We start from the raw sequence: 24,454 nt of genomic DNA, 5'->3' as shown, positions 1-24,454 counted from the left end.
CATGGCCAACGAAGGACTCGACCCGTACATCATCATCTCGTCCGACACCCATGCCGGGCTGCCCACCGAGCTGTACCGCGACTACCTCGCGGCCAAGCACCACGCGGCGTTCGACCGGTTCCTCGCCGAGCGTGAGGCGCAGCTCAAGGCGATCACCGATCTGGGCGTGCGCAACGAGGACTTCGCCGCGAACTGGTTCGAGACCAACGAGGAAGTCCTGCGCAGCGGCTGGGAAGTCGACCGGCGCGACCTCGAACTCGACAAGGACGGCGTCACCGGCGAGATCATCTTCCCGGACGCGGACGCCGTCGAATCGCGCACCTGCGTGCCGTTCGGCGCGGGGCTGGGGTTGTCCGGGGACATGGACCCGGAGCTGGGTCTGGCGGGCGCGCAGGCGCACAACCGGTGGCTCGCGGACCTGTGCAAGACCTCGCCGGAGCGGCGGCGTGGCGTTGCGCTGATCCCGATCACCGCGGACATGCCGGACGTGCTCGCGGAGATCCGCCGGATCAAGGCCGACGGCCTCGGCGCGGTGATGATCCCGGCGATGTGGATGAACCAGACGCCTTACCACGACCGCAAGTACGACCCGGTGTGGGCGCTGTGCGAGGAACTCGAACTGCCGATCGTGACCCACTCGGGTCCGGCGGACCGGGAGGCGTACGGCAACCACCTCGGCATCTACGTCACCGAGGTGACGTGGTGGCCGGCGCGCCCGCTGTGGTTCCTGCTGTGGTCGGGTGTCTTCGAGCGGTTCCCGCGCCTGAAGTTCGGCGTGACCGAGGCGGGCTGCTGGTGGGTCGGCAACCTGCTGTGGTTCATGGACCGGCTGCTGCTCGGCTCGCGCGGCGCGGCGAAGCTCGCCGGGTTCGAGGAGATCAAGCTGCTGCCGAGCGAGTACTTCGACCGGAACTGCTTCATCGGGGCGTCCAACACCAAGCGCCGCGAGATCGGCATGCGGTACGAGATCGGCGTCGGCAACATCTGCTGGGGCAACGACTTCCCGCATCCGGAGGGCACCTGGCCGGAGACGCTGCCGATCCTGCAGAAGACGTTCGGCGACGTTCCGGTGCCGGAGGCGCGCGTGATGCTGGGTGAGGCGGTGGCCGGGGTCTTCGGTTTCGACCTGGACGTCCTCGCGCCGCACGCGGCCCGGATCGGTGTGACGCCGGAGACGCTGGGGCAGACCGGACCCGATGGCGCTCTGCGTGATCTGGACACCAAGTGGGCCGCGGCCAAGGAGATCGGCCGCCACTGGTTGACCGGGCACGACACGGGCGCCGCGATCAACCCGAATGCGGAAGCCTTGGAGGTCTGATTTCCATGACTGACGCGGAAGCCCTGGAGGTCTGAGTTCGATGACTGACTCTGGCACGGCGCCGTCCGGCGTGCCCGGTTACGACGGTCCCGAGCGGTACACGGTCGTCTCCGCCGACTGCCATGGCGGCGGGGAGATCCACGAGTACCGGTCCTATCTGCCTGCCGCGCTGCACGAGCGGTTCGATGCGTGGGTGGCGGATTACGTGGTGCCGTACCCGGACTTGCTCGGCGACGCCGGGAAGCGCAACTGGGATTCGGACCGGCGGCTTGCGGATCTGGAAGCCGACGGCGTCGTGGCGGAGGTCATCTACCCCAACACCGTGCCGCCGTTCTTCCCGAAGCCTTCGCTGACGGACCAGCCGCCGGCGGCCAACGCGGGGGATCTCTCGCTGCGGTGGGAGGGGCTGAAGGCGCACAACCGGTGGATGGCGGACTTCTGTGCGCGGACTCCGGGGCGGCGGGCCGGGATCGTGCAGATCATGCTGCACGATCTGGACGCGGCGGTCGAGGAGATCCGGTGGGCTCACTCCGCGGGCCTGACGGGGGGTGTGCTGCTGCCGGGGACGCCGCCCGGGTCGGGGCTGGTGCCGTTGTGGCAGTACGCGCACTACGAGCCGCTGTGGCGGGTATGCGAGGAGCTCGGCGTACCGGTGAACCACCACACCGGGTCGGCGGCTCCGCCGGTCGGGGACACCGCTCTGGACAAGGTGGTGTTCCTGACGGAGGTGTCGTGGTGGGCGCATCGGGCGTTCACCCACCTGATCGTGTCGGGGACCATGGACCGGCATCCGGACCTGCAGTTCGTGTTCACGGAGCAGGGCACGGCGTGGATTCCGGAGGAGTGCCGGCGGCTCGACTACTACTGGGGCCGGATGAGCAAGGCGGTCGGGTCGCAGGAGTACGAGTGGGGCCACGACCTCGTCTCGTCGATGGACCTGAAGCCGAGCGAGTACTGGGCGCGGCAGTGCCATGTGGGGGCGAGTTTCCAGCGCCCCGCGGAGGCGGCGTTGCGGTACCAGGTCGGGGTGGACCGGGTCATGTGGGGGAGCGACTACCCGCACAAGGAGGCCAGTTCGCCGTTCAGCCGGGAGGCTCTGCAGCTGACCTACAACGGGATCGATCCCGTCGAGGTCGCGGCGATGGTGGGGGGCAACGCGGCGGCGTTGTACGGGTTCGACCTGGAGTTCCTGGCGCCGATCGCGGCTCGGGTGGGGCCGCGGGTGGCGGATGTCTACAAGCCGTTGGCGGTGGAGGACATTCCGGCGGGGGCGGACAAGTGTCCGGCGTTTGTGGGGATTGCGGGAGTGAAGCCGTAGGTCTGACGGCGTCGGATGTCCTGGCTGATTCCGCTGTCGTAGCGTTTGCGTGGTCGTGGGTCGGTGAGGACCAGGCAGCGGACGCATGAGGGGTCGTCGAGGGGCCTGGTTGTCGTTGTGGACGACGACCAGGCCTTCGGCGTTTCTTGGCGCTGGTCTTGGCGCTGGCCCTGGTTCTGGTCCGGGTTTTGGTTCGGGTTCTGGTCGGGGGCGGTGAGGTTGTACCAGACCTCAAGGGTGTGGATGACCTGGCCGTTGCGGGTGAAGAAGAGGACGGAGCCCAGGTCGGCGTCGGTTCGGTCGGGGAGTTCGGGGCGGCAGCCGAGGGCTTTGGTGAGTGCTTCGGGAGCGTTGGCGGGGGCCGATTCCGTGTCGGCTATCCGGCGCCAGGGGACGACGTAGACGGTGTCCCAGGCGAAGGGTGTGATGTCGCGCAGGGGCATGGGGGCCAGGCCGGTGCGGGCAAGTGCGTCGCGGACCTTGGCGGCCAGGCCTCCGTCGCGGGCGTAGGCCGCTGTGCAGGGACCCTTGGGGCGGCTCGGGGCGAGCATCGAGGCGGCGAGGGCGGCGGCTGCGGCCAGGGTGAGGAGGCCTATTCCGGCGGCTATCCAGAGGCCGATGCGTTGCCGATGTTCTTGCATCGCATCTCGCCCTCGTCGTGTGTCTGTTCGTCCGGGGTCATCACACCACCACGCGCGCCGCGGTTGGCGTGTGGGGGCCCGTGGGGTCGAAAGCGAGGGGGTTGGGGGCCTGAGGGGCGAATGCCCGCGGCCCACCCTTTTGGTCATTGTGGGCGCCGAAGGACCGTTGTCAAATCCCCGCTCGTTTTGGTGAGTTGCCCGCATACGGGGCGGTGCGGTGGGGGGATTTGACAACGGTCCTTCGGCGCCGGTTCGCAGCTGTGGGCGGGCCGTGGGGGAGTGGATGCCCAGTGACCGTTCGTTTCTGCCCGGCTGCGTTGCGGTGGGGTGCGGCAAGGCGTCGCGGTTTTGAGAATCGCTTTGTGGAAAGTTATTAGGCGTTGCTTCCCTTGATCCGTCCGAGGATGTCGGGGTTCGTGACGTGGACCGGGACGTTGTCGTCGTCGAAGAGGGCGATGCGTTGGAGCGCGCCGCCTTCCACGGGGAGGACGGCGCCTGTGGTGTAGGCGGACAGGTCCGAGATGAGGAAGAGGACGGCGGCGGCGATGTCGTCGGGTGTGCCGCGGCGGCCCAGGGGGACGCCTCGCTTGCTCAGGGCGGGATCCTGCACGGTCTTGGTGGCCCGGGGGGTGGTGATGGAGCCGGCGGCCACGGCGTTGACGCGGATGCCGTACTGGCCCCATTCGAGGGCGAGGGTGCGGGTGAGTCCCAGGACCGCGGCCTTGGCGGTGCCGTAGGCGACGTGGAAGGGGGCGGCGACGACGCCGCCGGTGGAGGCGATCGTGGTGATGGAGCCGCCGGTGTTCTGTTCCACGAGCTTCCTGGCCACCGCCTGGGACAGGAACATCACGTGGTGCAGGTTGAGGTCGAGGGAGGAATCCCACTGGTCGCGGGCGTAGTCGAGGGCGGGGGCCCAGTGCGGGGGGAGTGAGCCGCCGACGACGTTGACCAGGCCGTGGAGCGGGGCGGGGGCGGCGTCCACGACGGACTGGACGCCTTCCGCGGTGAAGATGTCGGCTTCGACCTTGACGTACGTGTCGGGGAGGTCGGCGAGGCGCTGGGCGTCCCGGTCGACGGCGACGATGGTGGCGCCGGCCTCGGCGAGGGCGGCGGCGCAGGATGTGCCGATACCGCCGCCGCCTGCGCCGGAGACGATCACGGTGCGGCCGTCGAGTCGCAGTCGGTCGGTGATCACGTGGTGGCTCCGTTTGGGGTGGTGAGGAGGGTGCGGAGGCGCGGGAGCACGTCCGTGCCCAGGTTGCGGATTTGGTCCTGTGCCGCGTCGGGGTCCACGCCGGGGACGTGGATCCGCAGGTTGAGGCAGGACGCGCCGGTGGTCGTCATGGTTTCGGCGAGTTCCTCGGCGAGGGACTGCGGGTCGTCGTGGACGACGAAACCGGTGTCGCGCCAGTGCCGTTGTGCGGCGGCGGGGGTGTAGGAGGCGTAGACGTCGCGCTGCTGCTCGAAGGCGGCGCGCGGGGGTTCGCCGAGCCAGACGCGGCGGATCATGATGCGGGGGCCGGTGCCGCCGGCGTCGAGGTACTCGTCGGTGAGCCGGCGGAGGCGGTCGGGGTTGGACGCGCCGTCGTAGAGGATGCCTACGCCGGACTTGGCGGCTCGGCGGACTGCCGGGGGGCTCATCGCGGTGCTGACCAGGGGGATGGGGTCGGTCTTGCGGGCGGCCAAGGCGCGGTCGCCGGCCAGGTCGCCCAGGTCTTCGCCGCGGAGCATGGCGGCCAGGACGGGGAGGCCTTCGCGGAAGCGCGGCATGGCGTCGTCTTTGGTGAGGCCCATGACACGGAAGTCGAGTTCCAGGGCGCCGGGGGCGACGCCGAGGCCTACGCGTCCGGGGTGCCGGGTGGCGAGCCAGGCGACTTCCTCGGCCAGCATCGCCACGGGGCGGAGGGGGAGGAGGAGGGGGCACGCCGCGGCCCAGCCGGTGGCCATGTGCTCGAGCATCCAGCCTGCGGTCTGCAGGGGATTGGGCAGGTAGCCCGCGAAGCCGCCGTGGTGCTCGCTGACCATGACTCCGTCGAAACCGGAGTCGGCGGCAAGCGCGGCTTGTGCGCAGAGTTGGTGGGCGATGCCCTGGGCGTCCAGCTCGTTGTGCGGATACAACCGCATGGAGACGGATCCGTCGGCGAACGGAACGGAGAGCGTCGAGGTCAAGGCAGCGTCCCCTCACCCCCGTGATCATGAACCGATTTCGCGGAGCGTACTGCGGTCATTGATCGATGAACAGGCCCGGAAAATGTGCTAGGACGTCCAGATCAGTTCTGCCCACGCGACTGTCCCCTGCGGGCTGCGGCGGTGGCCGGATCGGTCGGCCAATGCCGCCACGATTGCCAAACCCCGGCCGCTTTCCGCGTCTTCGTCGCCGACCGCGGCGCGCGACCAGCCGATCGTGCCCTGATCCTCGACGCTGATGCGGCACCAGCCGTCTGCGAATTTGCTTTCCACGCGCACGGTGAACTCGCCTTCGGTGCCGCTGGGGGTGTGCGCGACGGCGTTGGTGGCGAGTTCGGAGGTGATCAGCGTCGCGTCGTCCGCGCGCGGTGTGTCCGCCAGGAGGGCGGCCACGTAGGCGCGGGCTGCTGCGACCATCGGCGGTGTGCCCGGCAGGGTGGCGGCTTCGTCCATGCTTGCCCCCGATGTTGCTGGTGATGATCGATCGAATGCGTAGGGTGATGCTATGTACACAGCTTGCAAGCTGACTAGACAGCTCGTCAAGCTGCTTGCGTCGGAGTCGACCCGAAGGGGGTTTCATGGCACCCGTGTTCGGTGAGCCGCCCGCGTACGTCCGCGTCGCCGACGACCTGCGGCGCCGGATCCTCGGCGGGGAGCTGCCACCGGGGTCCAAGGTGCCGTCGCGAGCACAACTGGCCGCCGAGTACGGCGTTTCGACGAACATCAGCCTGCAGGCGATGCGTGTGCTGACCGCGGAAGGCCTCATCGAGGGGCGGCCCGGGTCCGGCACCTACGTCCGCGACACCGCCGTTATGCAGCGGCTGGTTCGGGCGTGGTACCGCGATGCGCGGGGTGGATCGCCGTTCGCCGCCGAGACTCGGGCGCAGGGCAAGGAGCCCGGCTGGCAGTCGGCTTCGGAGTTTCGGGTGCCGGTGCCGGAGAGTGTCGCGCTCAGGCTGGAGATCGCTGTGGGGGAGCCCTGTGTGCGGACTGACTACACGTTCACGGCCGATGGGAAGCCGGTGATGCTGTCCACGTCGTGGGAGCCGATGGCGGTCACCGGAGGCACTCCCGTGCTCGCACCGGAAGACGGTCCGCTGGCCGGGAGTGGTGTGGTGGACCGGATGCGGTCGATCGGACACGAGATTGTCCGCGTCGTGGAAGCCGTCGGGTCGCGGCCCGCGCTCACCGTCGAGGCGACACGCCTCGGGATCGCGGTGGGACTCCCTGTCATTGCGATCGAGCGTACGTACTGGACCGCCGAGCGTCCGGTCGAGACGGCCGACATCGTCATCCCGGCCGAGCGCTACCAGGTCGTCTACGAGTTCCCCGTCGGCTCTCGCTGAGCAGTGGCCGCATTCGTGGGGTGGGCGCAGGCTGGAGGGATGGGGACGGCGATCCGGCAGGAGGTGGGACCCCATGCAGACGCTGGTCGGTTGGCACGTCGAAATGGAATTCCGGGAGGACGGGGACCGGACGATGGCTGCGGCGCTCGTCCGGCTTCCGGACGGAACCGAGGTGCGCGGGCACGGTCAGTGCCGTCGTCATCACTCGGACGCGCCGCAGCTTCGGGTGGGTGAGGAAGTCGCGGGTGCGCGGGCGCTGAACGACATCGCGATGCAGCTGGTGACCAAGGCCGAGGCGGAGCTTGGGCCGGGGTCGAGCATCCGGTGGCTCAGGTCTGTGTGACGGTGCATCTGCCACCCGCCGGTCGTGGGGCCGGCGGGTGGCCTGTGTCAGTCGGCCTTGAGGGCCTCGACGGCGGCGTTGGGGTTGTAGAACTCCTTTTGGGAGACGATCAGGCCGTCGCGGAAGCGCATCACGGTGATGTAGGTGTTCTCGTAGGACTTGCCCGTGGTGGTGACGGTGCCTTCGCTGCGGAACTCGGCGATGACGGTGTCGGGGTCGGTGGTCGGGTAGACCTCGGTGACCGTGAGTTTCATGCGGAAGATCGCCAGGGCGCCGGAGAGGTACTCGGCGATGACCTGCTTGCCCGCGATGCGGCCGGGCGGGCTTGCGTAGGGGAACTCGAAGACGGCGTCGTCGGCGTAGTGCGCCATCTGTGCGTCCACGTCACCGACTGCGGCAAGGGCGGCGCGCAGCGTGGCGATGTTGCGGGATTCCTTGTCGTTGCTCATGGCGGGATGGTGGAGACCCGCGCCGGAGAGTGCAAGGGGAACGGGTTCAGGCCAGGGCCTTGGCGGGATGGTCTGCCGTGACGGTGACCGGCCTGGTTTCCGGGAGGGCGAGGAAGCAGGCGGTGCTGATGCAGCCGAGAATCGCCAGGTAGCCGGCTACGCCCCAGGGGGTGCGGTCGCCGCGGGTGAGTTCGGTGGCCACGATGGGGGTCAGGGCGCCGCCCAGGACGCCGCCGAGGTTGTAGGCGGTGGATGCGCCGGTGCAGCGGATCCGGGGTTCGTACAGTTCCGGCAGGTAGGCGCCGAGCACGGCGAACATGGTGATGAAGGCGAGCAGGGCCATGGTGAAGGCGAGCGTCATGTAGGCGGGCTTGCCGGTCTGCAGGAGGGCGACCAGGGGGAAGGCCCACAGGAGCATGGCGGTGCTGCCCGCGACGCATAGGGGCTTGCGGCCGTAGCGGTCGCCGAGGATGGCGATGACCGGGGTCGAGACGCCCTTGATGGCGACGGCGATCATGATGCAGAGCAGCATGGTCGTGCGTCCGACGCCCAGTTCGTGGGTGCCGTGGTGGAGGGCCCAGGTCGTGATGGTGTAGAAGACCGCGTAACCGACGGCCAGTGCTCCTGCGGTGAGGAGGACGGTGCGCCAGTGGTCGCGGAAGACTTCGGCGAGGGGGACTCGGGCGGTTTCGCGGGTCTCCGTCAACTCCCGGAAGGCCGGGGTCTCGTGCACGGACGTGCGCAGGATCAGCCCTGCCGCGACCAGGAGCGCGGATGCCCAGAAGGGGATTCGCCAGCCCCAGGAGGCGAATTGGTCGTCCGTCAGGGTTGCCGACAGGGCGAGCATGACGCCGTTGGCGAGGAGGAATCCGACGGCCGGTCCGGTCTGCGGGAAGCTGGCCCACAGGCCGCGGCGTTTGGCGGGGGCGTGTTCTGCGGCCAGGAGGACGGCGCCGCCCCATTCGCCGCCGACGCCCAGGCCTTGGAAGAACCGCAGCGTCACCAGGAGGATCGGCGCGGCCACGCCGATCTGCCGGTACGTCGGCAGGGCCCCGACCAGCACCGTCGCCAGGCCGGTCATGAGCAACGACAGCATGAGTACCGGGCGCCTGCCGAACCGGTCGCCTACGTGGCCGAAAAGCACCGAGCCCAGCGGGCGCGCCACGAACCCGACCGCGTAGGTCGCGAACGCGGCCAGGGTGCCGGCCACGGGGGAGAAGGACGGGAAGAACAGCGGCCCGAGCACGAGTGCCGCGGCGGTGCCGTAGACGAAGAAGTCGTAGAACTCGATGGCGGTGCCGGAGAAGGATGCCGCGGCGATCCGCAGCATCGAGACGGGGTGCTCACCGTCATCGTGCGTATTTGTCGATTCGGTCACTCATGGAACAACGAGTCGGATGGCTTGAAGTCACCCCTGGTGCGCGAGTGTTCAGGTGGCCGACGGGGTCGGGAGGCTCTTCGGCGGTGCGCCCGCGCGGATTTGGTGCCAGGTGCTGGGGGTGAGGGTGTGCGCGGGCGGTGTCCGCCGGGCGCGGGCGAGGGACCACGCGGGGGCGGCCAGGAGGGTGGTGCACAGGGCGAGGAAGGCGGGGATCGCGCGGGGTTCGGCCAGGGGGCTGAGGAGTTCCTCGGTGCTGTGGTGGTAGGCGCCGCGGCGGAAGGTGACGTTCCAGAGCTCGCGGAGGACGGCGAGGCGGCCGGAGGCCGCGGCTTCGCGGAGGGCGCCCGCGAACTGGTGGGTGTGGACGTCGGGTTCGCCGGGCTTCTGGGCGGCGGGGGCGTCGCCGCGGGCCACCCCGAGGAGGGCGCCGACCAGGTCGACGCCGGAGCGGGCGGCGTTCGTCGGGTCGGTGAGGTACGGGTCGACGCCGATCCACACGGGGCCGTCGGCCGTCAGGATCCCGTCCATCGACAGTGCGCCGTGCCAGCCTATGTGGGCGCCGAGCAGGGTGATGTGTTCGTTGATGAGGGGAAGCGCCAAGCCCTGTCTGGCGGTTCCGCCGGGGGTGAGGTGCCGGTAGGCGTGCACGGCGACGAGGCGGCCGTTGTCGAAGACGGACTGGGCCGTCACCATCGGACCTTGGGCCGGGTGTTGGAGCAGGACCCGGCCGCGGTCGGCGAACGCGCCTTCGGCGTCGAGTTCGTCGGCCAAGCGCAGGAGTTCTTCGCGGAGGCGGATCCGGGGCGCGGGGGCGCCGACCGGGCGTTTGACGTACAGCGGAGGGTCGGCTGCCTGGCGCAGTGCCTCGGCGGAGCGGACGACCAGCGCTTCGGGCTGCGGTAGGCCGATCTCGGTGAGGGTGGCGGCCGCGGAGACCTTGTCGAGGACGCGTTCGAGGGCGCGATAACGCGGTACGGCTATGCGGCCCTTGAGCGCGCCCGTGTCCCCGCCGCTGCGCGAGACGACCGCGGCGTGGGCGCCGAACGGCACCACCACGTCGTGGCCTTCGGCCCGCACCGTCGTCTCCAGCGCGTCCAGCCACCCCCACGGGTCGGCCGCGAACGCGGGCGCGGGGTGCGCGCGGGCGACGTTCGGGGCAGGCCGCACTTGGGCGGGGCCGCCCACCGCACCGAACACCTCGACCTCGTGCCCGGCATGGCCGAGCAGCAAGGCGACTTGACGTGACGTCACACCGGAACCGTCGCTGAGCAGTACGCGCACGCGCACATCCTGGCACCGCGGCATGCCCCACCGCGAGGAGTCCCCCTCCACCCGCGGGAGATCGCGCACCCGGGCCACCGGAATCGGCGCTGTGCCGAGTGGGTCTTATGGGACTGAAGAGGCGTAGTTGATGTTGTGCGTCGTAGCGGGCGCGTAGCGTGGATTCCACCTGACACACCGTGTCCAGGGATTATTCGACGTGGGTCAAGACGTAAGAACGAGGTGCTCCCGCCTGTGGCCACCAACCGATACGGCGCAGCTTGTGCCACCTGCTCGACGTACGTCGCGCCCGGCGAGGGTGTGCTGACGCGTCTCGACGGCGCGTGGACCACGTACTGCCGCGACTGCGAACCCAAGCCCGCCGCGCCCGTCGCCGGCGCGCACGCGGGCTGGCACCGCGGCCCGTTGGCCGCGTTCGACCTGGAGACCTCCGGCGTCGACCCGGCCACCGACTTCATCGTGACCGCGGCCATCTGCGATGCCGAAGGCGTCGGCCACACGTGGCTGGTGCACCCCGGCGACCGGGAGATCCCGGAGGGGGCGACCCAGGTGCACGGGATCTCCACCGAGCACGCGCGAGCTCACGGGCGTCCTGCCAAGGAATGCGCCGAGGAGATCGCCCAGGTGCTGGCCGGCTACCTCGCGGCGGGCACGCCGGTCGCCGTCTACAACGCGGTCTTCGACCTCACCCTGCTGGAAGCCGAACTGCGCCGCCACGGCCTGCGCGCGCTCGCCGAGCGCGTTCCGGCGCTCGGGCCGGTCGTCGACCCGCTGATCATCGACAAGCAGCTCGACCGCTTCCGGCGCGGCAAGCGCACTCTGGAGGCGACCAGCGCGTTCTACGGGGTAGCCCTCGCCGACGCGCACACCGCGACCGGCGACGCCGCCGCATGCCTCCGGCTCGCCCAGGAACTCGGCGCGCGCTATCCGAAGTTGGCCGCCACCGACATCCACACCCTGCACAACGACCAGCGCGCGTGGGCCGCCGAGCAGGCCGCGTCGTTCCGGGCCTACCTGGACCGCACCCGCCCCGGGCACGGCGAACACATCGCGGGCGAGTGGCCGGTGATCCCGGCAGACACAGCCGGGTGAAAACGCCGGAGGCCCCCCGGGACTGTCCGGGCGTGCTTCCGGGTACGCCAGTACGATCCGGGCCGGACGGCCGCGATACCCGCGGCGTTCGGTCGCACGGGAAAGCCGAGGTACGGGTGTGAGCGAGATCCTGCACGTCGAAGGCCGCATCCTCGTCGGCCCCGACGACGTCCGCGACGAACTGTGGGTCCTCGACGGCCGCATCACCTTCGACCGGCCCCGCTACAGCGCCGACCGCGCGGAGACCCTGCGCGGCTGGGTGCTCCCCGGCCTCGTCGACGCGCACTGCCACGTCGGCCTCGACGCGCACGGCGCGGTCGACCACGACACCGCCGAAGCGCAGGCCGTCACCGACCGCGACGCGGGTGCGCTGCTGCTCCGCGACGCCGGATCCCCGAGCGACACCCGCTGGGTCGACGGCCGCGAGGACCTGCCGCGCCTCATCCGGGCCGGCCGGCACCTCGCCCGCCCGCGCCGCTACATCCGCAACTACGCGCACGAGATCGAACCGGGCGACCTGACGGCCTACGTGGTGCAGGAAGCCCGGCGCGGCGACGGCTGGGTCAAGCTGGTCGGCGACTGGATCGACCGCGAACGCGGCGACCTCGCACCGTGCTGGCCGTACGACGCCCTCAAGGAAGCCATCGACGCCGCCCACGCGGCCGGGGCCCGGGTCACCGCGCACTGCTTCTCCGAGGAATCGCTGCCCGACCTGATCCATGCGGGCATCGACTGCATCGAACACGCGACCGGGCTGACCGAGGACCTGATCCCCGAGTTCGCCGCCCGCGGCGTGGCCATCGTGCCGACGCTGGTCAACATCGCCACCTTCCCGTCGATCGCGGACGGCGCCGCGGCGAAGTTCCCCGGCTACGCGGCGCACATGCGGGACCTGCACGCCCGCCGCTACGAGACCGTCCGCGCCGCCTACGACGCGGGGATCCCGGTGTACGTCGGCACCGACGCGGGCGGCTCGCTGCCGCACGGCCTGGTCGGCCAAGAGGTCGCCGAACTCGTCCGCGCCGGGCTGCCCGTCACCGCCGCACTGTCCGCCGCCGCCTGGTCGGCCCGCGCCTGGCTGGGCCGCGACGGCCTCACCGAAGGCGCCGAGGCCGACTTCGTCGTGTACGACAGCGACCCGCGCGAGGACGTCGCCGCGCTGCTGGCACCACACGCGGTGGTGCTGCGGGGAGTCCGCCGCTAGCGGATCAGCGGCATCAGTCGAATACCGAGGGGTGGCCCGCGGCGAGGAGTTCGGCCGGTTCGCCGGCGAACGCGACCCGGCCGCGGCGCAGGACGTACGCCACGTCCGCGCGCCGGAGCGCCTCGCCCGCGTACTGCTCGACCAGGACCACCGTGCGGTGCTCGGCGGCGAGTGCGGTGACGACCTCGTACAACTGCGCGACCACGCGCGGGGCGAGGCCCTGGCTCAGCTCGTCCAAGAGCAGCAGCCGGGACGGGCGCAGGATCGCGCGGGCGCCCGCCAGCATCTGCTGCTCGCCGCCGGACAGCGTGCCCGCGCGCTGCCCCAACCGCTGCCGCAGCACCGGGAAGGCGTCGAGCGCCGGGTCGATCGGGCCGGTCCCGGCGAAGACGCGCAGGTTGTCGCGTACCGGCAGCCCGCCGAACACGCCGTGCCCGTCCGGGATCAACGCCAGCCCCGCGCGGGCCCGTTCGGACGCGGTCCAGCCCGTGATGTCGCGGCCGCGCCAGTCGAGGTGCCCGGCCGCGGCGGGGAGCAGTCCGGCGATGGTGCGGAGCAGCGTGGAGCGGCCCGCGCCGTTGCGGCCGAGGAGGGCGGTGACGGCGCCGTCCGGGAACGCCATGTCGACACCGTGCAGGGCCTCGACGGGGCCGTAGCGGACCCGCAGCCCGCGGACCGTGAGCGCGGCCGGCATCAGGACCCCCCGGGGCCGGGCGCGGGCTCGCCGTCGCCCGCCAGCGGGTCGAGGTACGCGGCGCGGGCCGCCGGGTCGTCGCGGACCGCGTCGGGGGTGCCGGACGCGACGACGCGGCCGGCCGCCATCACGTACACCGTGTCCGCGACCCCGAAGACGAGTTCCATGTCGTGTTCGACCAGCAGGACCGCGAGGCCTTCGCCCGCGAGGCGGCGCAGCAGCGCCCGCATCCGGGCCGTCTCGGCGTCGTCCAGGCCGCTGGCGGGCTCGTCGAGGAGCAGCACCGACGGGTCGGCGGCCAACGCGCGGCCCAACTCGACCAGGCGTAGCGTGCCGGTCGGCAGGCGCCCGGCCGGGACGTCCGCGACGTCCGTCAACTCGGCCAGCTCCAAGGCCCGTTCGACGGCCTGGCGGGTACGCCCGCCGGCCGCGTCCGGCAAGCCCAGCAGCCGGGCCGCGGCGCTCGCGCCCGCACGGTTCTCCGCGCCGACCCGCAGGTTGTCCGCGACGGTCAGGCTCGGGAACACCGAGACGACCTGGAACGTCCGCGCGATGCCGAGCCGCGCCCGCCGGTGGTCCGGCAGCCGGGTGATGTCCCGGCCGCGGAACCGGATCCGGCCCTCGTCCGGCCGCTGCGCGCCCGCCAGGCAATGGAACAGGGTGCTCTTGCCCGCACCGTTCGGCCCGATCACCGCGGTCACCTGCCGCGGCGGCACGGTCAGGTCGACCCCGTCGACGGCACGCAGTCCGCCGAAGTGCCGCACGAGGCCGTGCGCGGTGAGCACATCGGGGCCGGGCGGCGTCTCGGTGGCGGCCGGGACGACGTGGCGGGGGCTCATCGGAGGGCTCCGGGACGGGCTTCGCGGTCCGCGTGGACGCGGGCACGCACGGCGCGGCCGGCCGGGGTGAGGCGGGCGGTGGACCGGGCGGTGTCGGCCGCCGGTTCCGGCGGGGCGAGGGCGGGCATCAGCACGCGCCGCGCGGTCGCCAGGGCACCGCCCGGCATACGGGACAGCAGGATCGCACCCGCGCCGACGACGATCACCGACACGCCCGGTTGCGTCCCGCTGTCCAAGCCGACGATGAGCGCGGCGGCCAGCACCGCACCCGCCGCGCTGTCCACGCCGAACACCACGACGGCGGCGAACCAGATGAGGCCTTGGATCGGGTCGAACGTCTGCGCGTCGAACGAACGTCCGGACATGCCGAGCAGCGCCCCGCCGAGGGCCGCCACGCCCGCACTCACCGCGAACACGAACACCTTCAGCCCCGGCACGTCGATCCCGGAGGCCGCGGCACCGCCTTCGCTGTCCCGCATCGCGATGAGCATGCGGCCCAGCCGCCCCGCGTGCAGCCGCCGGACCAGCAGCAGCGTCAGGCCGAGGCAGATCAACTCCAGTATGTAGAAAGCATGTTCGCCCTCGAACGGCCACGGATGGTCCAGCCGCAGCCCAGTGGTGAAGATCGGCTGCGCGAACACGAACCGGCTCACCACCGCCGCCACCGCGAACGTGCTCAACGCCAACGCCAGCCCGCGCCGCCGGATCGCCGGCCACCCCGTCACCAGCCCGACCGGGATCACCAGCAGCGCCCCCAGCAGCAGCGCGAGCAGCCCCGGCACCGCGCCGAACCCGAAGAACTTCCCGCTCATGAGGGACGCCGCGATCAGCGCACCCAGCCCGGCATACCCGGCCTGGCCGAGCGACACTTGCCCGGCGAATCCGGTCACGATGACGAGCGACACGAAGACGATCGCCAAGGCGGGTACCTGCTGCGCCGACTGCAGGTGCTCGGTGCTCAGCACCAGCGGGGCCGCGAGCAGCACCGGATAGGGCAGCCACCACAAGGCGGGCAGCCGCGCCCCGTTGCCCGCCGGGATCCGCGTGTACGTCCCGCGCTCGCCGACCTCCACCATGCGCGGAAGCAGCAGCAGCGCGAGGAGCAGCACCACCACGAACAGGTTCGACTGCAACGCCTGGAGCATGTTCTGCGCGCGGCCTTCGAGCTGGACCCGGGTCAGTTCGCTCTGCCCCACGCCGATCGCCACCGCGACCAGGATCGCCACCGGCAGACTCGCCAGCCGCGCGGCGACCGCGACACCGATCGTCTCCAGCACCAGCAGCGTCAGGCCGAACGGGTCGAGGCGCAGATGCGGCGCCAGCAGGATGCCGGTCAGCCCGGCGAGCATCGACCCGAACGCCCACCCGACCGCCGACACCCGGTCCGCGGCCACGCCGGTCAGCTCGGCCAGCTCGCGGCGGTCGACGACGGCCCGCAGGTCGGCACCGAAGCGGGTGTACCGGGTGACGACGGCGACGACCAGGGCGATGCCGACCACCACGCCGAGTTCGGCGAGCGCTGACTCGGAGACGGTGGCACCGTCCCACAGCTCGACGGTGCCGGCGGGGAACAGCGTGGGCGGGTCGAGGCGCGATTCGGTGCCCCAGGTGAGGATCGCAATGCCGAGCAGCATGACGAGGACGCCCAGCGACGCCGCCAGCATCTCGGCCGGCCCGGCCCCGCGCCGCTGCAGCCCGCGGAACACGAACCGGTCCAGCAGCAGCCCGAACACCGGCGCCACCACGAACACGTCGAACAACGCCGCGGGCACCACCGGCCACGACCACACCCGCACCTGCTGCCACAGCAGATACGCGATGAGCATCGCCAACGCCCCGAACCCGAGGTTGAACACCCCGGTCGCCCGGTACGACGTGATCAGCCCGACGGCGGCGAGCGCGGCAATGGCACCGACACCGAGACCGGCCAGCGCGAGGTCGATGGTGAGCATCGGTCAGGGGGCCGGGGTGGGGGAGAGGCTGACGGAGACGGGGGAGGCCGGCGGCGAGTCGCCCATCTCGCGGCTCCGGATCGGGGGGACGGCCGCGGAGACCGTCCGGCGCGGCGCGTGCCGGAGCCGGAGGGGGGTTGCGGCGGCGAAGGGGCAGCTCGCCACGGCCCGCGGTGCATGGGGTGGGCGCGGGGCCGTTCGACGCGAGTCGGCGATGTGCCGGGCAACGGATTCCCGGGCGCTGCCTGGGGGCGCCGATTCGACGGCGTGGCACCGGATGTTGTCGTCGTGCGCCGTCGCGAGCGTCTCTTCGCCGGATCGAGGAACGGCGAATGCGGCAGCCACCCCGTGGCGACACGAACCCTGCGGCACGTGTGCGTGGGTGTGGGTGCGCTGGGGGTGGACGGCTCTGCGGCCGGGGGCGAGGCACGGTCGGGGCACGGCCGGGAGGGCCCCGCGGTCCTCGGGCGTCCACCGTGGTGCGTCCATTCGCGTGCGGCCGGACGGGTGGTTTGTCGGCTGCCGGACCGGCTTGGGCGTGTCGGGGGCGGCCGGGGTGGCGCCCGAGGCAACGGATGCGTGCGCGGTGGGGCCGGGAGCGGGGGAAGTGCCGGGCTCGTCCGGCGTCGTCGGCGCCGGGTCGGTCGGGGGCTTCGGGGTGGTGCGAGGTGACTGCTTCGGGGCCGAGGAGGGCGCTCCGTCCGGGGCGTCCGGCGTCGGTTCGGCGGGGCCGAGGTCGCCCGGGTCGCACAACGGGCAGGGACGGAGGCCCTGTTCGGCGGCTTCGACGCGGGTGACCGGGTAGGCGGTCGGTTTGCCGACGACCAAGGTGCAGTCGGGACGGTGGTAGCGGGCGCCGTCGGGGACGGCGAGCCAGGGGGCTTCCGTGGCGGGCGATTCCGTGGCGGGCCGCGCCGGGCCGTCTGCCGTGGCCGCGCCGACCGCGCCGACCGCACTGGTCGCACCGGCCGCTGCGGCCGCCGTACCGGGCTTGGCGGGGTCTTCGGCGGCCGTGCCGTCCGTCGGGGCCGCCGCGCCACCGGTTGTCGCGCCGCCCTCCGGGACCTCGACCAGCAGCCCGTGCAGTTCCGCCACCCGTTGCCGCAGTTCCGCGTCCGAGGCCCGCGACCGTGCGGCGATCAGCACCGCACCCGCGATGATCAGCGCCGCTCCGGGGATCGACGCCGACGCCAGGTACGGGATCTGCCGGGCCTCGTACTTCTCGCCCGAGACGCCGTACCAGCCGATGGCGCACAGGAGTCCGCCGACGAGCGCGACGAACCAGCCGCCGTACACCCGGACGGCCGCACGTACATCGCCGTCCCAGCGCGGTCTTTCCGATCGCTCCACCGGCCGCCTCACCTGTCCGCCGTCGCTGCCGTCCGCCGCCGTCACCCGTACGGGCGCCCCGCGTTCCGCAAGGCTTCGGATGCGGTCGGCCGGGGTCTCGTCCAGGTTAGTTGCGGTCGAAACGGAACACCCGCGTTTCCCGGCCCCCATCGGCCGGGAAGTCGCCGCCGGGGAACGGCGCCCCCGGGATCCGATATCCGGTCGACGCGGCAGGCATGCCGGAAGCAGCCCGCGGATACAGGTTCGGTCACGGGTTGCCCCCTGCGGGCCCGGTTCGCATGTGACCAGCCGGTAGGGTGCCGTACGCTCCGAGTCGACTTCTGTGATCTACGCCGGATTCCCCGGCGGGAACGGATGGTGTGAACCATGCGCAACATAGGTGCTCGCCGTATGGCGTGGGCGGTTCTTCCCGTCGCCGGTGTCCTCGCGCTCGCGGGCTGCAGCGACGACAAGAAGGACGACAGCAAGGCGAGCAACTCGCCGGCTGCCCAGACCCCCGCGGCCACCACGGGCGCCCCGGCCGCGCCGACCTCCGCCCCCGCTTCGGCGCCGGCCGCGGTCAACTCGGCGACGTTCACCGCCGACCAGAAGGCGGCAGCCGCGGCCTACCAGAAGGTGCTCGACCCGAAGGCGACCGTCGCCGAGCGCAAGGCCCTCATCCAGGACGCCGACAAGCTGAACACGATGCTCGACGCCATGCTGTCGAGCCAGCTGGTCAGCTCGGTCAGCATCAAGACGAACGATGTCAAGATCGACGGCGACAAGGGCACGGTCAACTTCGACATCCTGCTCGGCGGCGCCGCCGGCGCCGTGCCGCCGATCGACGGCAACGTCGTGAAGCAGGACGGTACGTGGAAGGTCGGCGGCAAGACCGTTTGCACGCTGGCCGGATACGCCCAGGTCCCCCCGGCCGCGGAGTGCTCCGGCTACTGAGGCACCCCGCTCCGCCGGAGCGTCACGAAGTGAATCGGCCGCGGCTGCACATCCTCCGCATGTGCAGCCGCGGCCTTCGTGCGTTTTGCTGGGTACATCCGCACCACCCGACGCCCAGCCCCGCCGGAAGGAACTCCGATGCGCCGCACACGCCGTACTGCCGCCCCCGTCGCGGTCCTCTGCGCCGTGCTGCTCGCCGCCGGCTGCGGATCACGCGTGCCGGAACGGGACTTCGTGCCGAGCAATGCCCCCGCGGGCGGCGGGGCGCCGGCCGGGGGAACGGCCAACAAGGCCTCGGACGTCGGCGTTACTCCGACCGAGATCAAGATCGGGATGATCGACACGTCGTCCGGGCTGCTCGGCAAGGACACCTTCTCCGGGCCGATGTACGGCGCGCAGGCGTTCTTCCAGGCCCTCAACGACAAGGGCGGCATCAACGGCCGCAAGGTCACCGTCGTGCCGTGCGACGACGCGGGCGTCGGGTTCGAGAACCAGAAGTGCGCGCGCAAGCTGATCGACGACGAGAAGGTGTTCGCGTTCGCCGGCAACAGCATCTACAAGTACGACGGCGCGCCCTTCGTCAGCTCCAAGGGCGTCCCCGACGTCGGCGGCATCCCGATCGGCAACGCCTACGACACCTACCAGCACCTGTACAGCCTGTACGGGTCCAGCGCCCCGCGGAACGGCAGCGTCGGCTGGGACGGCACGCTGTACCAGAACACGTCGGTCTACCGGTACTTCAAGGAACGCCTGGGCGCCCGCACCGCCGCCGTGGTGTCGTACAACCAGGCCGACTCGGCGCGCTTCGCCCAGACCATCAAGGACGGCCTCAAGGCCGAGGGCTACACCATCGTCGACAAACAGCTCGACTTCGCGCTGCCCAACTTCGACGCGGCCGTCATCGACATGCGCAACCGCGGCGTTGACATCGTCTTCGACGCGATCGACACGCGCGGAAACGCGCAGCTGTGCAAATCGATGGACGGCGCCGGGCTCAAGGTGCAGGCCAAGGTGTCGACCGTGCAGAACCAGAACGCGACCATCGGCACCGACTTCAAGGACTCGCCGACCTGCCGCAACTCCATCCAGGTGACCGGCGGCAGCCGCAACTACGAGGACGTGCAGAACCCGGCGGTCGCCGACTTCCGCAACGCGATGGCCAAGTACTTCCCCGACCGGGCCGGCCAGATGTCGCAGTGGGCGCTGGAAGGCTGGGCGTCCGCACAGTGGCTCACCGACGCGATCGGCTCGTGCGGCGCCGACGTCACCCGCAAGTGCGTCGAGCAGTTCGTCAACAGGCCCGAAGGCTACGACGCCCACGGGCTGCTGATCCCGGTCAACTTCAACCCGCAGACCGCCGAGCAAGCCGCGGCACCCGCCAAGGCCTGCCTCAACGTCGTGCGCTGGCAGGACAGTGCCAACGGCGGGCAGGGCGGCTGGGTCGACCAGGTGCCGGATATGGACGCGAACTGCTTCGTCGTGCCGTCCCTGCCTTACAAGCCCTGAACCGCGCCCCCTACGGGTGCGGCTTGAGCGTCGGGCAGCCGCTCGTCTTGTACGACGCGCGGTACTCGAAGTGCCAGGCTTCGTTCGCGTAGATCTGGCACCAGCCGTACTGCGAGCCCTTGCTCTTCATCCACGCCTGCGCCGCGATGTTGATGTCGATCGCGATGCCCTGCACATGCGACGACTCCCCGGGCGGCAGGACCCGGTTGCGGGCCGCGGCCGTCGAGCCGGTGTCGCGGACTTCCTGGTCCCACAGGTCCTGCTGGTGCTGGAACGACCGCTTCCCGGACGTGAGCGTCAGGGTGATGCCGTTCGCCGCCATGGCCGTCTTCGCCTGCTGGTACGCGGTGCGCGCGGCACCGGACAGCTGGTTCGGGTCGGTCGCGCCCGGGTCGTCGGTGATGCCGTCCCCGTCGTCGTCCGTGCCGGTCTTCGGCTTCTTGGTCGTGGACGTGGCCGTCGGCGACTTGGAGGACTTGCCGGTCGTGCTCGCCGTCGGGGAGGTGGACGGCGGCGCGGACGTCGGACCGGCGCTGGTCGCGGGCGCCGAAGGCGGCGCCGCCTGGATCGTCGCGGTCGGCGATGCCGACGACGCCGAGTTGTGGTCCTTGTCGCTCTTCATGGACTTCACGGCCACCAGGCCCGCGCCCACGAGCGCCACGGCGCTCACCACGCTCCACACCGCGATCATCTTGCGTCGGCCCCGCGGCCGATCCGCCTCGGGCGCCGCGGGGAAGGCACCGGGCCCGGACGGGGCGCCCCCGCCGGCCGCGGCCGCCGGAGACATCGCGTACGCGCCCAGGTCGACCGGGTTCGCGTCGGCCGCACCGCGCGGCCCGGGCACGCCCGCAGCCGCCGGGTGCGCCGCGCGGGCGGACCGCGGATCCGCGGGCGGGAAAGGCTGCGCGACGGTCTCGGCACCCGCACCGGCAGCTGCCCCGGGGCCGGAAGCGGCGGGCGCAGGGCTCGGCTGCGCCGCGGCCGGCGGCACCGGCGCGGACTGCACCGGCACCGACTGCACCGGGACCACCTGCGTCGGGATCTCGTGCGGGTTTACCGCCGGCCCCTGACCGCTGCTCTCCCGCCACGCGTTGTCCAGGTACTGCGCGGCATCCGAGTACGCCGCCTGCGGATAACCGGGCGCACGCGAGTCCACGCGATGGCGCGGCACCCCCGCGCCCGCCGGGTCGTCCGCCCCGCGGCGGTCCTCTGGTATCTGATTCACCGTCGAATTCCTCCCCGCCGGATCATGTCGTATGACCTGGACGCGCGCGGCCGGAATCCGGTTCGCGGGCGTATGGCATTTCCCACGCGGAACTCGTGCAACGCGGCAGGCGCGCATGACGTACCCGCACATGTCGACAAAGCGGTGGTGCTGGCCAGGGCGGGGTGGCACCTGCGTACCCTGGGGGCCGAAAACGGGAGGCCCCGGTCCGCGCACGTCGCGCCGGGAGGTGAGGAGGCGCCGCGATGAGTGTCCAGGCCCAGACCGGGGGCGGGCTCGTCGACGCGTACGGGCGCACGGCCACCGACCTGCGCGTGTCGCTCACCGACCGGTGCAACCTGCGCTGCACGTACTGCATGCCCGCGGAAGGCCTCGACTGGCTGCCCAAGCCGGAGCTGCTCACCGACGACGAGATCGTCCGGCTCGTCCGCATCGCCGTGCGGCAGCTCGGCGTCACCGAAGTCCGGTTCACCGGCGGCGAGCCGCTGCTGCGCCGCGGATTCGTCGGCATCGTGGAACGCGTCGCGGCACTCGAACCGCGCCCCAAGATGTCCGTGACCACCAACGGCCTGGCGCTCACCAAGCTCGCCGCGCCGCTCAAGGCCGCCGGCCTCGACCGCGTCAACGTCTCCCTGGACACCCTCGACCCCGCGCGGTTCAAGGAGCTCACCCGCCGCGACCGGCTCCGGGACGTGCTGGACGGCATGGCGGCCGCCGCGGACGCCGGGCTCACCCCGGTCAAGGTCAACGCCGTCCTGATGCGCGGCGTCAACGACGACGAAGCGCCCGCACTCCTGTCCTGGTGCCTGGAGCGCGGCTACGAACTCCGGTTCATCGAGCAGATGCCGCTCGACGCGCAACACGGCTGGGACCGCTCGCTGATGGTCACCGCCGACGAGATCCTGGCCGCGCTGTCCGCGGCCTTCCGGCTCACCCCGGAAGGCGACGAGGCACGCGGCAGCGCCCCCGCCGAACGCTGGCTCGTCGACGGCGGCCCCGGCAGTTTCGGCGTCATCGGCACCGTCACCCGGCCGTTCTGCGGCGCCTGCGACCGCACCCGGCTCACCGCCGACGGCCAGATCCGCAACTGCCTCTTCGCCCGCGAGGAATCGGACCTGCGCACCGCGCTGCGCGGCGGCGCGTCCGACGACGAGATCGCCGACCGGTGGCGCGCCGCGATGGCGACCAAGAAGGCGGGAGCGGGCATCGACGACCCGACGTTCCTCCAGCCGGCCCGGCCGATGTCGGCGATCGGCGGATAACCGGACCCGGCGACGATCCGGCGCGCCGGGGAGCCCCGGCAGCTGTTCGAACAGGCCTCACCCGAAAGGGCGATGCAGACCGGGGCGCCCGCGCCCGGCGAGCAGCGCCGGAATCACCCGGACGAGCGACCCTCGTCCGGGTCGCCGGCCTCCGCGGCCGTCCACTCGGCGAAGTCCACGGTGTCCTTGAGGAACCCGCGCACCGCCAGGAACTGTCCTAGCGACTCGCGGTGTTCGTCGCAGGCCAGCCACGTCTTGCGGCGGTCCGGCGTGTGCACCTTGGGGTTGTTCCACACCAGCACCCAGCGGGCGTCCGCACGGCACGCCTTCGCCGAGCAGATCGGCCGGGTCGGCCCGTCGTCCGCGGGCCCGAAGGGAAGCATGACCCCAGTATCGCAATCGGGCGGGCCGTGCCCGGCGCCGGGGTGAAGTCCCGGTTCCGCTGCGCAGGGTGATGATCGCGGGGCTCGGGCGGTGCGGGAAGCGGGGCGGTCACCGGCTCCGAAAACGGGCGATGCCGGGCAGCCACGGGGGGAGCCGCCCGGCATCGCGTCGGTCGCTCCGACGGGGGATACGGAGCACGTTTTGAAGTATGGCACGTCCACGGCCGACGTGAAGCCCCATACGCGAACGCGTGTCGGGCGAATTCGGCACCCGTTCCCGACCCCCGGAGGACGGTCGGCGGTTTACTCGAACAACTTACTCACGGTTACTTTCTGACGGTCCGTCAGGTGCGGCGGGGGCGGTCTCCGGGGCCTCGCCCGGCGCGGCCACCCGGCCGTCCGCCGAGGCCGCGAACACCCCCTCGCCGGGGCGCCGCCAGGCCTGCCCGCCGAGCGGCACGTCGGCCGGCGGCCCCGCGGCCGCACCGGCCTCGGACGAGGTCGCCGGAGGGGCCTCGTGCGAGGTGTAGGCCGGGTCGTCCGACACGATCCACGCGTCGTCGGGCACCACGCGGATGTCGTGTCGTTCCGCGCTCGTCAACACCGCCTCCGGCGGCGCCTCGATCGCCTTGTGCGGCTGCGGCGGCACGCTGAGGGCGGGCGGCGGATCCGAGTTCGGCTCCCGGCCGGCGTTCGCGATCACCACGGCGACGTACGGCAGCAACAGCGCGCCCGCCAGCATCGCCCAGCGCAGCGGCCCGGTGAACACCACCGCCAGCAGGAAGCACACGGTGCGCACGGACATCGAGATGACGTAGCGGCGCTGGCGGGTCCGCACGTCCTCGGTCAGGCCCTTGCGGGCGCCGCTGATGCGGTAGACGGAGGCTTTGCCGCCCCGCTCGTGATTCATGTGCGCCCGATTGACCTGCACCCTGCCCACCTGCCGCCTCCCGGGGCGGCCCGACCCGTCGTGGCCGCCGCCTCCACGGTACGCCGCGTATCCCCCGCGAACGAGACCGGGGCGCGTGCGATGTCGCGGGCATGTCGGGACGAATCGATTCCGCGCCGCACCGGCGCCGCACGGACCGAGGACCGGCCCGGGCGAGTCCGCGCGGGCCCGGGTCAGCCCTGGCGGCGCAGGTACTCCGCCGGGACGGCGGTGACCAGCCACACACCGTTGTCCGACACGCGGAACACGTGCCCGTCGGCGTGCATGCGGGCCGCGTCCACCACCAGCACCACCGGGCGGCCGCGGCGGGCGCCGACCCGGCGTGCCGTCTCCACGTCCGGCGACAGGTGCACGTCGTTGCGGTTCATCGGCCGCAGGCCCTCGGTGAGGATGGCGTCGATGACCCGGCCCACCGTGCCGTGGTACAGCTCCGACGGGGGTTCGGCAGGCGCAAGGCCCAGGTCGATGTCCACGGTGTGCCCCTGACTCGCCCGGATCCGCATCCCGTCCTCGGAGAACGCGAACCGCTTCTTGTCATTCTGCGCCACGACCAGGTCCAGCTCGACCCGCGTCACCGCGAAACCGCGGGACCGGCATGCCGCCAGCAGGTCGTCGACGGGCACCCAGCCCGACGCGTCCAAGGTGATCCCGATGCGCTCCGGCTGATGGCGCAGTGCCCGTGACAGGTACTTCGACACCTTCACCATCCGCTTCGGATCCATCGCGGGATCCCTCGGGTCGATGTTCGTCTCCATTCGCCTCCTCGGCGTACGTCTCTGATGTGGGGATGTCTGTCTTATA

General features: G+C 71.7%; 24 protein-coding genes. 9 read left to right on the top strand and 15 right to left on the bottom strand.

The annotated features are described in order from the left end of the window. Position 1: 1 nt before the first annotated feature. Both ABEA93_RS06610 and ABEA93_RS06605 read left to right on the top strand, forming a co-directional pair. A complete protein-coding gene (locus ABEA93_RS06610) occupies positions 2 to 1,318 on the top strand; it encodes an amidohydrolase family protein (RefSeq protein WP_345674352.1) in 1,317 nt (438 codons plus the stop codon). Between the two features lie 40 nt (positions 1,319 to 1,358). Further along, the gene (locus ABEA93_RS06605) at positions 1,359 to 2,636 is read left to right on the top strand and encodes an amidohydrolase family protein (RefSeq protein ID WP_345674351.1); all 1,278 of its coding nucleotides are present in this window, start codon (positions 1,359 to 1,361) and stop codon (positions 2,634 to 2,636) included. Here ABEA93_RS06605 and ABEA93_RS06600 read toward each other — a convergent pair. The 4 genes from ABEA93_RS06600 to ABEA93_RS06585 form a co-directional block, all read right to left on the bottom strand. Further along, positions 2,552 to 3,277, bottom strand: a complete 726-nt coding sequence (locus ABEA93_RS06600) for a hypothetical protein (protein ID WP_345674350.1) — start codon at positions 3,275 to 3,277, stop codon at positions 2,552 to 2,554. The genes ABEA93_RS06605 and ABEA93_RS06600 overlap by 85 nt on opposite strands. Before the next feature lie 373 nt (positions 3,278 to 3,650). Further along, a complete protein-coding gene (locus ABEA93_RS06595; protein WP_345674349.1) occupies positions 3,651 to 4,472 on the bottom strand; it encodes an SDR family NAD(P)-dependent oxidoreductase in 822 nt (273 codons plus the stop codon). After that, positions 4,469 to 5,446 carry an LLM class flavin-dependent oxidoreductase gene (locus ABEA93_RS06590; RefSeq protein ID WP_345674348.1) on the bottom strand — a complete coding sequence of 326 codons (978 nt, stop codon included), beginning with the start codon at positions 5,444 to 5,446 and terminating at the stop codon, positions 4,469 to 4,471. The genes ABEA93_RS06595 and ABEA93_RS06590 overlap by 4 nt, the downstream gene beginning before the upstream one ends. Positions 5,447 to 5,533: 87 nt before the next feature. Beyond that, positions 5,534 to 5,917: an ATP-binding protein gene (locus tag ABEA93_RS06585; protein WP_345674347.1), complete on the bottom strand. Its 384-nt coding sequence runs from the start codon at positions 5,915 to 5,917 to the stop codon at positions 5,534 to 5,536. 125 nt (positions 5,918 to 6,042) lie between these two features. On the opposite strand from ABEA93_RS06585, the gene ABEA93_RS06580 reads away from it, so the two are divergent. Both ABEA93_RS06580 and ABEA93_RS06575 read left to right on the top strand, forming a co-directional pair. Then, entirely contained in the window at positions 6,043 to 6,810 is a 768-nt protein-coding gene (locus ABEA93_RS06580; protein WP_345674346.1) for a GntR family transcriptional regulator, read from the top strand. Between the two features lie 73 nt (positions 6,811 to 6,883). Then, a complete protein-coding gene (locus ABEA93_RS06575; protein WP_345674345.1) occupies positions 6,884 to 7,153 on the top strand; it encodes a DUF1876 domain-containing protein in 270 nt (89 codons plus the stop codon). Positions 7,154 to 7,200: 47 nt separating this feature from the next. On the opposite strand, the gene ABEA93_RS06570 is transcribed toward ABEA93_RS06575, so the two are convergent. From ABEA93_RS06570 to ABEA93_RS06560, 3 genes are all read right to left on the bottom strand, one after another. Next, on the bottom strand, positions 7,201 to 7,602 hold the full coding sequence (locus ABEA93_RS06570) for a nuclear transport factor 2 family protein (RefSeq protein WP_345674344.1): 402 nt from the start codon (positions 7,600 to 7,602) through the stop codon (positions 7,201 to 7,203). A 46-nt stretch (positions 7,603 to 7,648) separates the two neighbouring features. Continuing rightward, positions 7,649 to 8,932, bottom strand: coding sequence for an MFS transporter (locus ABEA93_RS06565; RefSeq protein WP_345674612.1), 1,284 nt, complete (start codon positions 8,930 to 8,932; stop codon positions 7,649 to 7,651). Between the two features lie 99 nt (positions 8,933 to 9,031). After that, a complete protein-coding gene (locus ABEA93_RS06560) occupies positions 9,032 to 10,234 on the bottom strand; it encodes a hypothetical protein (protein ID WP_345674343.1) in 1,203 nt (400 codons plus the stop codon). A 264-nt stretch (positions 10,235 to 10,498) separates the two neighbouring features. Here ABEA93_RS06560 and ABEA93_RS06555 point away from each other — a divergent pair, with 264 nt between their 5' ends. Both ABEA93_RS06555 and ABEA93_RS06550 read left to right on the top strand, forming a co-directional pair. After that, a complete protein-coding gene (locus ABEA93_RS06555; RefSeq protein ID WP_345674342.1) occupies positions 10,499 to 11,356 on the top strand; it encodes an exonuclease domain-containing protein in 858 nt (285 codons plus the stop codon). 118 nt (positions 11,357 to 11,474) lie between these two features. After that, positions 11,475 to 12,560 carry an amidohydrolase family protein gene (locus ABEA93_RS06550; RefSeq protein ID WP_345674341.1) on the top strand — a complete coding sequence of 362 codons (1,086 nt, stop codon included), beginning with the start codon at positions 11,475 to 11,477 and terminating at the stop codon, positions 12,558 to 12,560. A gap of 13 nt (positions 12,561 to 12,573) precedes the next feature. Here the strand turns inward: ABEA93_RS06550 and ABEA93_RS06545 are convergent, their stop codons facing one another. The 4 genes from ABEA93_RS06545 to ABEA93_RS06530 are packed head-to-tail and all read right to left on the bottom strand — an operon-like array spanning position 12,574 to position 17,395. Beyond that, a complete protein-coding gene (locus tag ABEA93_RS06545; RefSeq protein WP_345674340.1) occupies positions 12,574 to 13,254 on the bottom strand; it encodes an ABC transporter ATP-binding protein in 681 nt (226 codons plus the stop codon). Continuing rightward, complete coding sequence (locus tag ABEA93_RS06540; RefSeq protein ID WP_345674339.1) at positions 13,254 to 14,093, bottom strand: ABC transporter ATP-binding protein; 840 nt, start codon at positions 14,091 to 14,093, stop codon at positions 13,254 to 13,256. The genes ABEA93_RS06545 and ABEA93_RS06540 overlap by 1 nt, the downstream gene beginning before the upstream one ends. Beyond that, positions 14,090 to 16,045: a branched-chain amino acid ABC transporter permease gene (locus tag ABEA93_RS06535; protein ID WP_345674338.1), complete on the bottom strand. Its 1,956-nt coding sequence runs from the start codon at positions 16,043 to 16,045 to the stop codon at positions 14,090 to 14,092. Before ABEA93_RS06535 ends, ABEA93_RS06540 begins: the two co-directional genes overlap by 4 nt. Positions 16,046 to 16,048: 3 nt before the next feature. Then, positions 16,049 to 17,395 (bottom strand): hypothetical protein, encoded by a 1,347-nt coding sequence (locus ABEA93_RS06530; RefSeq protein WP_345674337.1) that lies wholly within the window; start codon positions 17,393 to 17,395, stop codon positions 16,049 to 16,051. 366 nt (positions 17,396 to 17,761) lie between these two features. Here ABEA93_RS06530 and ABEA93_RS06525 point away from each other — a divergent pair, with 366 nt between their 5' ends. Then, positions 17,762 to 18,328, top strand: a complete 567-nt coding sequence (locus ABEA93_RS06525; RefSeq protein ID WP_345674336.1) for an MTB12 C-terminal domain-containing protein — start codon at positions 17,762 to 17,764, stop codon at positions 18,326 to 18,328. A gap of 138 nt (positions 18,329 to 18,466) precedes the next feature. Then, positions 18,467 to 19,834: an ABC transporter substrate-binding protein gene (locus tag ABEA93_RS06520; protein WP_345674335.1), complete on the top strand. Its 1,368-nt coding sequence runs from the start codon at positions 18,467 to 18,469 to the stop codon at positions 19,832 to 19,834. A 10-nt stretch (positions 19,835 to 19,844) separates the two neighbouring features. On the opposite strand, the gene ABEA93_RS06515 is transcribed toward ABEA93_RS06520, so the two are convergent. Then, positions 19,845 to 21,059, bottom strand: coding sequence for a D-alanyl-D-alanine carboxypeptidase family protein (locus ABEA93_RS06515; protein ID WP_345674334.1), 1,215 nt, complete (start codon positions 21,057 to 21,059; stop codon positions 19,845 to 19,847). Between the two features lie 245 nt (positions 21,060 to 21,304). Between ABEA93_RS06515 and moaA the strand changes: the two genes are divergently transcribed. Continuing rightward, positions 21,305 to 22,321, top strand: coding sequence for a GTP 3',8-cyclase MoaA (moaA, locus tag ABEA93_RS06510; RefSeq protein WP_345674333.1), 1,017 nt, complete (start codon positions 21,305 to 21,307; stop codon positions 22,319 to 22,321). 113 nt (positions 22,322 to 22,434) lie between these two features. Here moaA and ABEA93_RS06505 read toward each other — a convergent pair whose 3' ends face one another. The 3 genes from ABEA93_RS06505 to ABEA93_RS06495 all read right to left on the bottom strand — a co-directional run bounded on the left by ABEA93_RS06505 (position 22,435) and on the right by ABEA93_RS06495 (position 24,375). Then, positions 22,435 to 22,704 (bottom strand): hypothetical protein, encoded by a 270-nt coding sequence (locus ABEA93_RS06505; protein ID WP_345674332.1) that lies wholly within the window; start codon positions 22,702 to 22,704, stop codon positions 22,435 to 22,437. A 316-nt stretch (positions 22,705 to 23,020) separates the two neighbouring features. Next, positions 23,021 to 23,614, bottom strand: a complete 594-nt coding sequence (locus tag ABEA93_RS42090) for a DUF3099 domain-containing protein (protein ID WP_425584847.1) — start codon at positions 23,612 to 23,614, stop codon at positions 23,021 to 23,023. Between the two features lie 212 nt (positions 23,615 to 23,826). Then, complete coding sequence (locus ABEA93_RS06495; RefSeq protein ID WP_345674611.1) at positions 23,827 to 24,375, bottom strand: RNA 2'-phosphotransferase; 549 nt, start codon at positions 24,373 to 24,375, stop codon at positions 23,827 to 23,829. Positions 24,376 to 24,454 lie beyond the last annotated feature (79 nt).

Source organism: Yinghuangia aomiensis, from assembly GCF_039542225.1.
Taxonomy (GTDB): Bacteria; Actinomycetota; Actinomycetes; order Streptomycetales; family Streptomycetaceae; genus Yinghuangia; species Yinghuangia aomiensis.
This window is presented reverse-complemented; position numbering and strand designations above follow the sequence as displayed.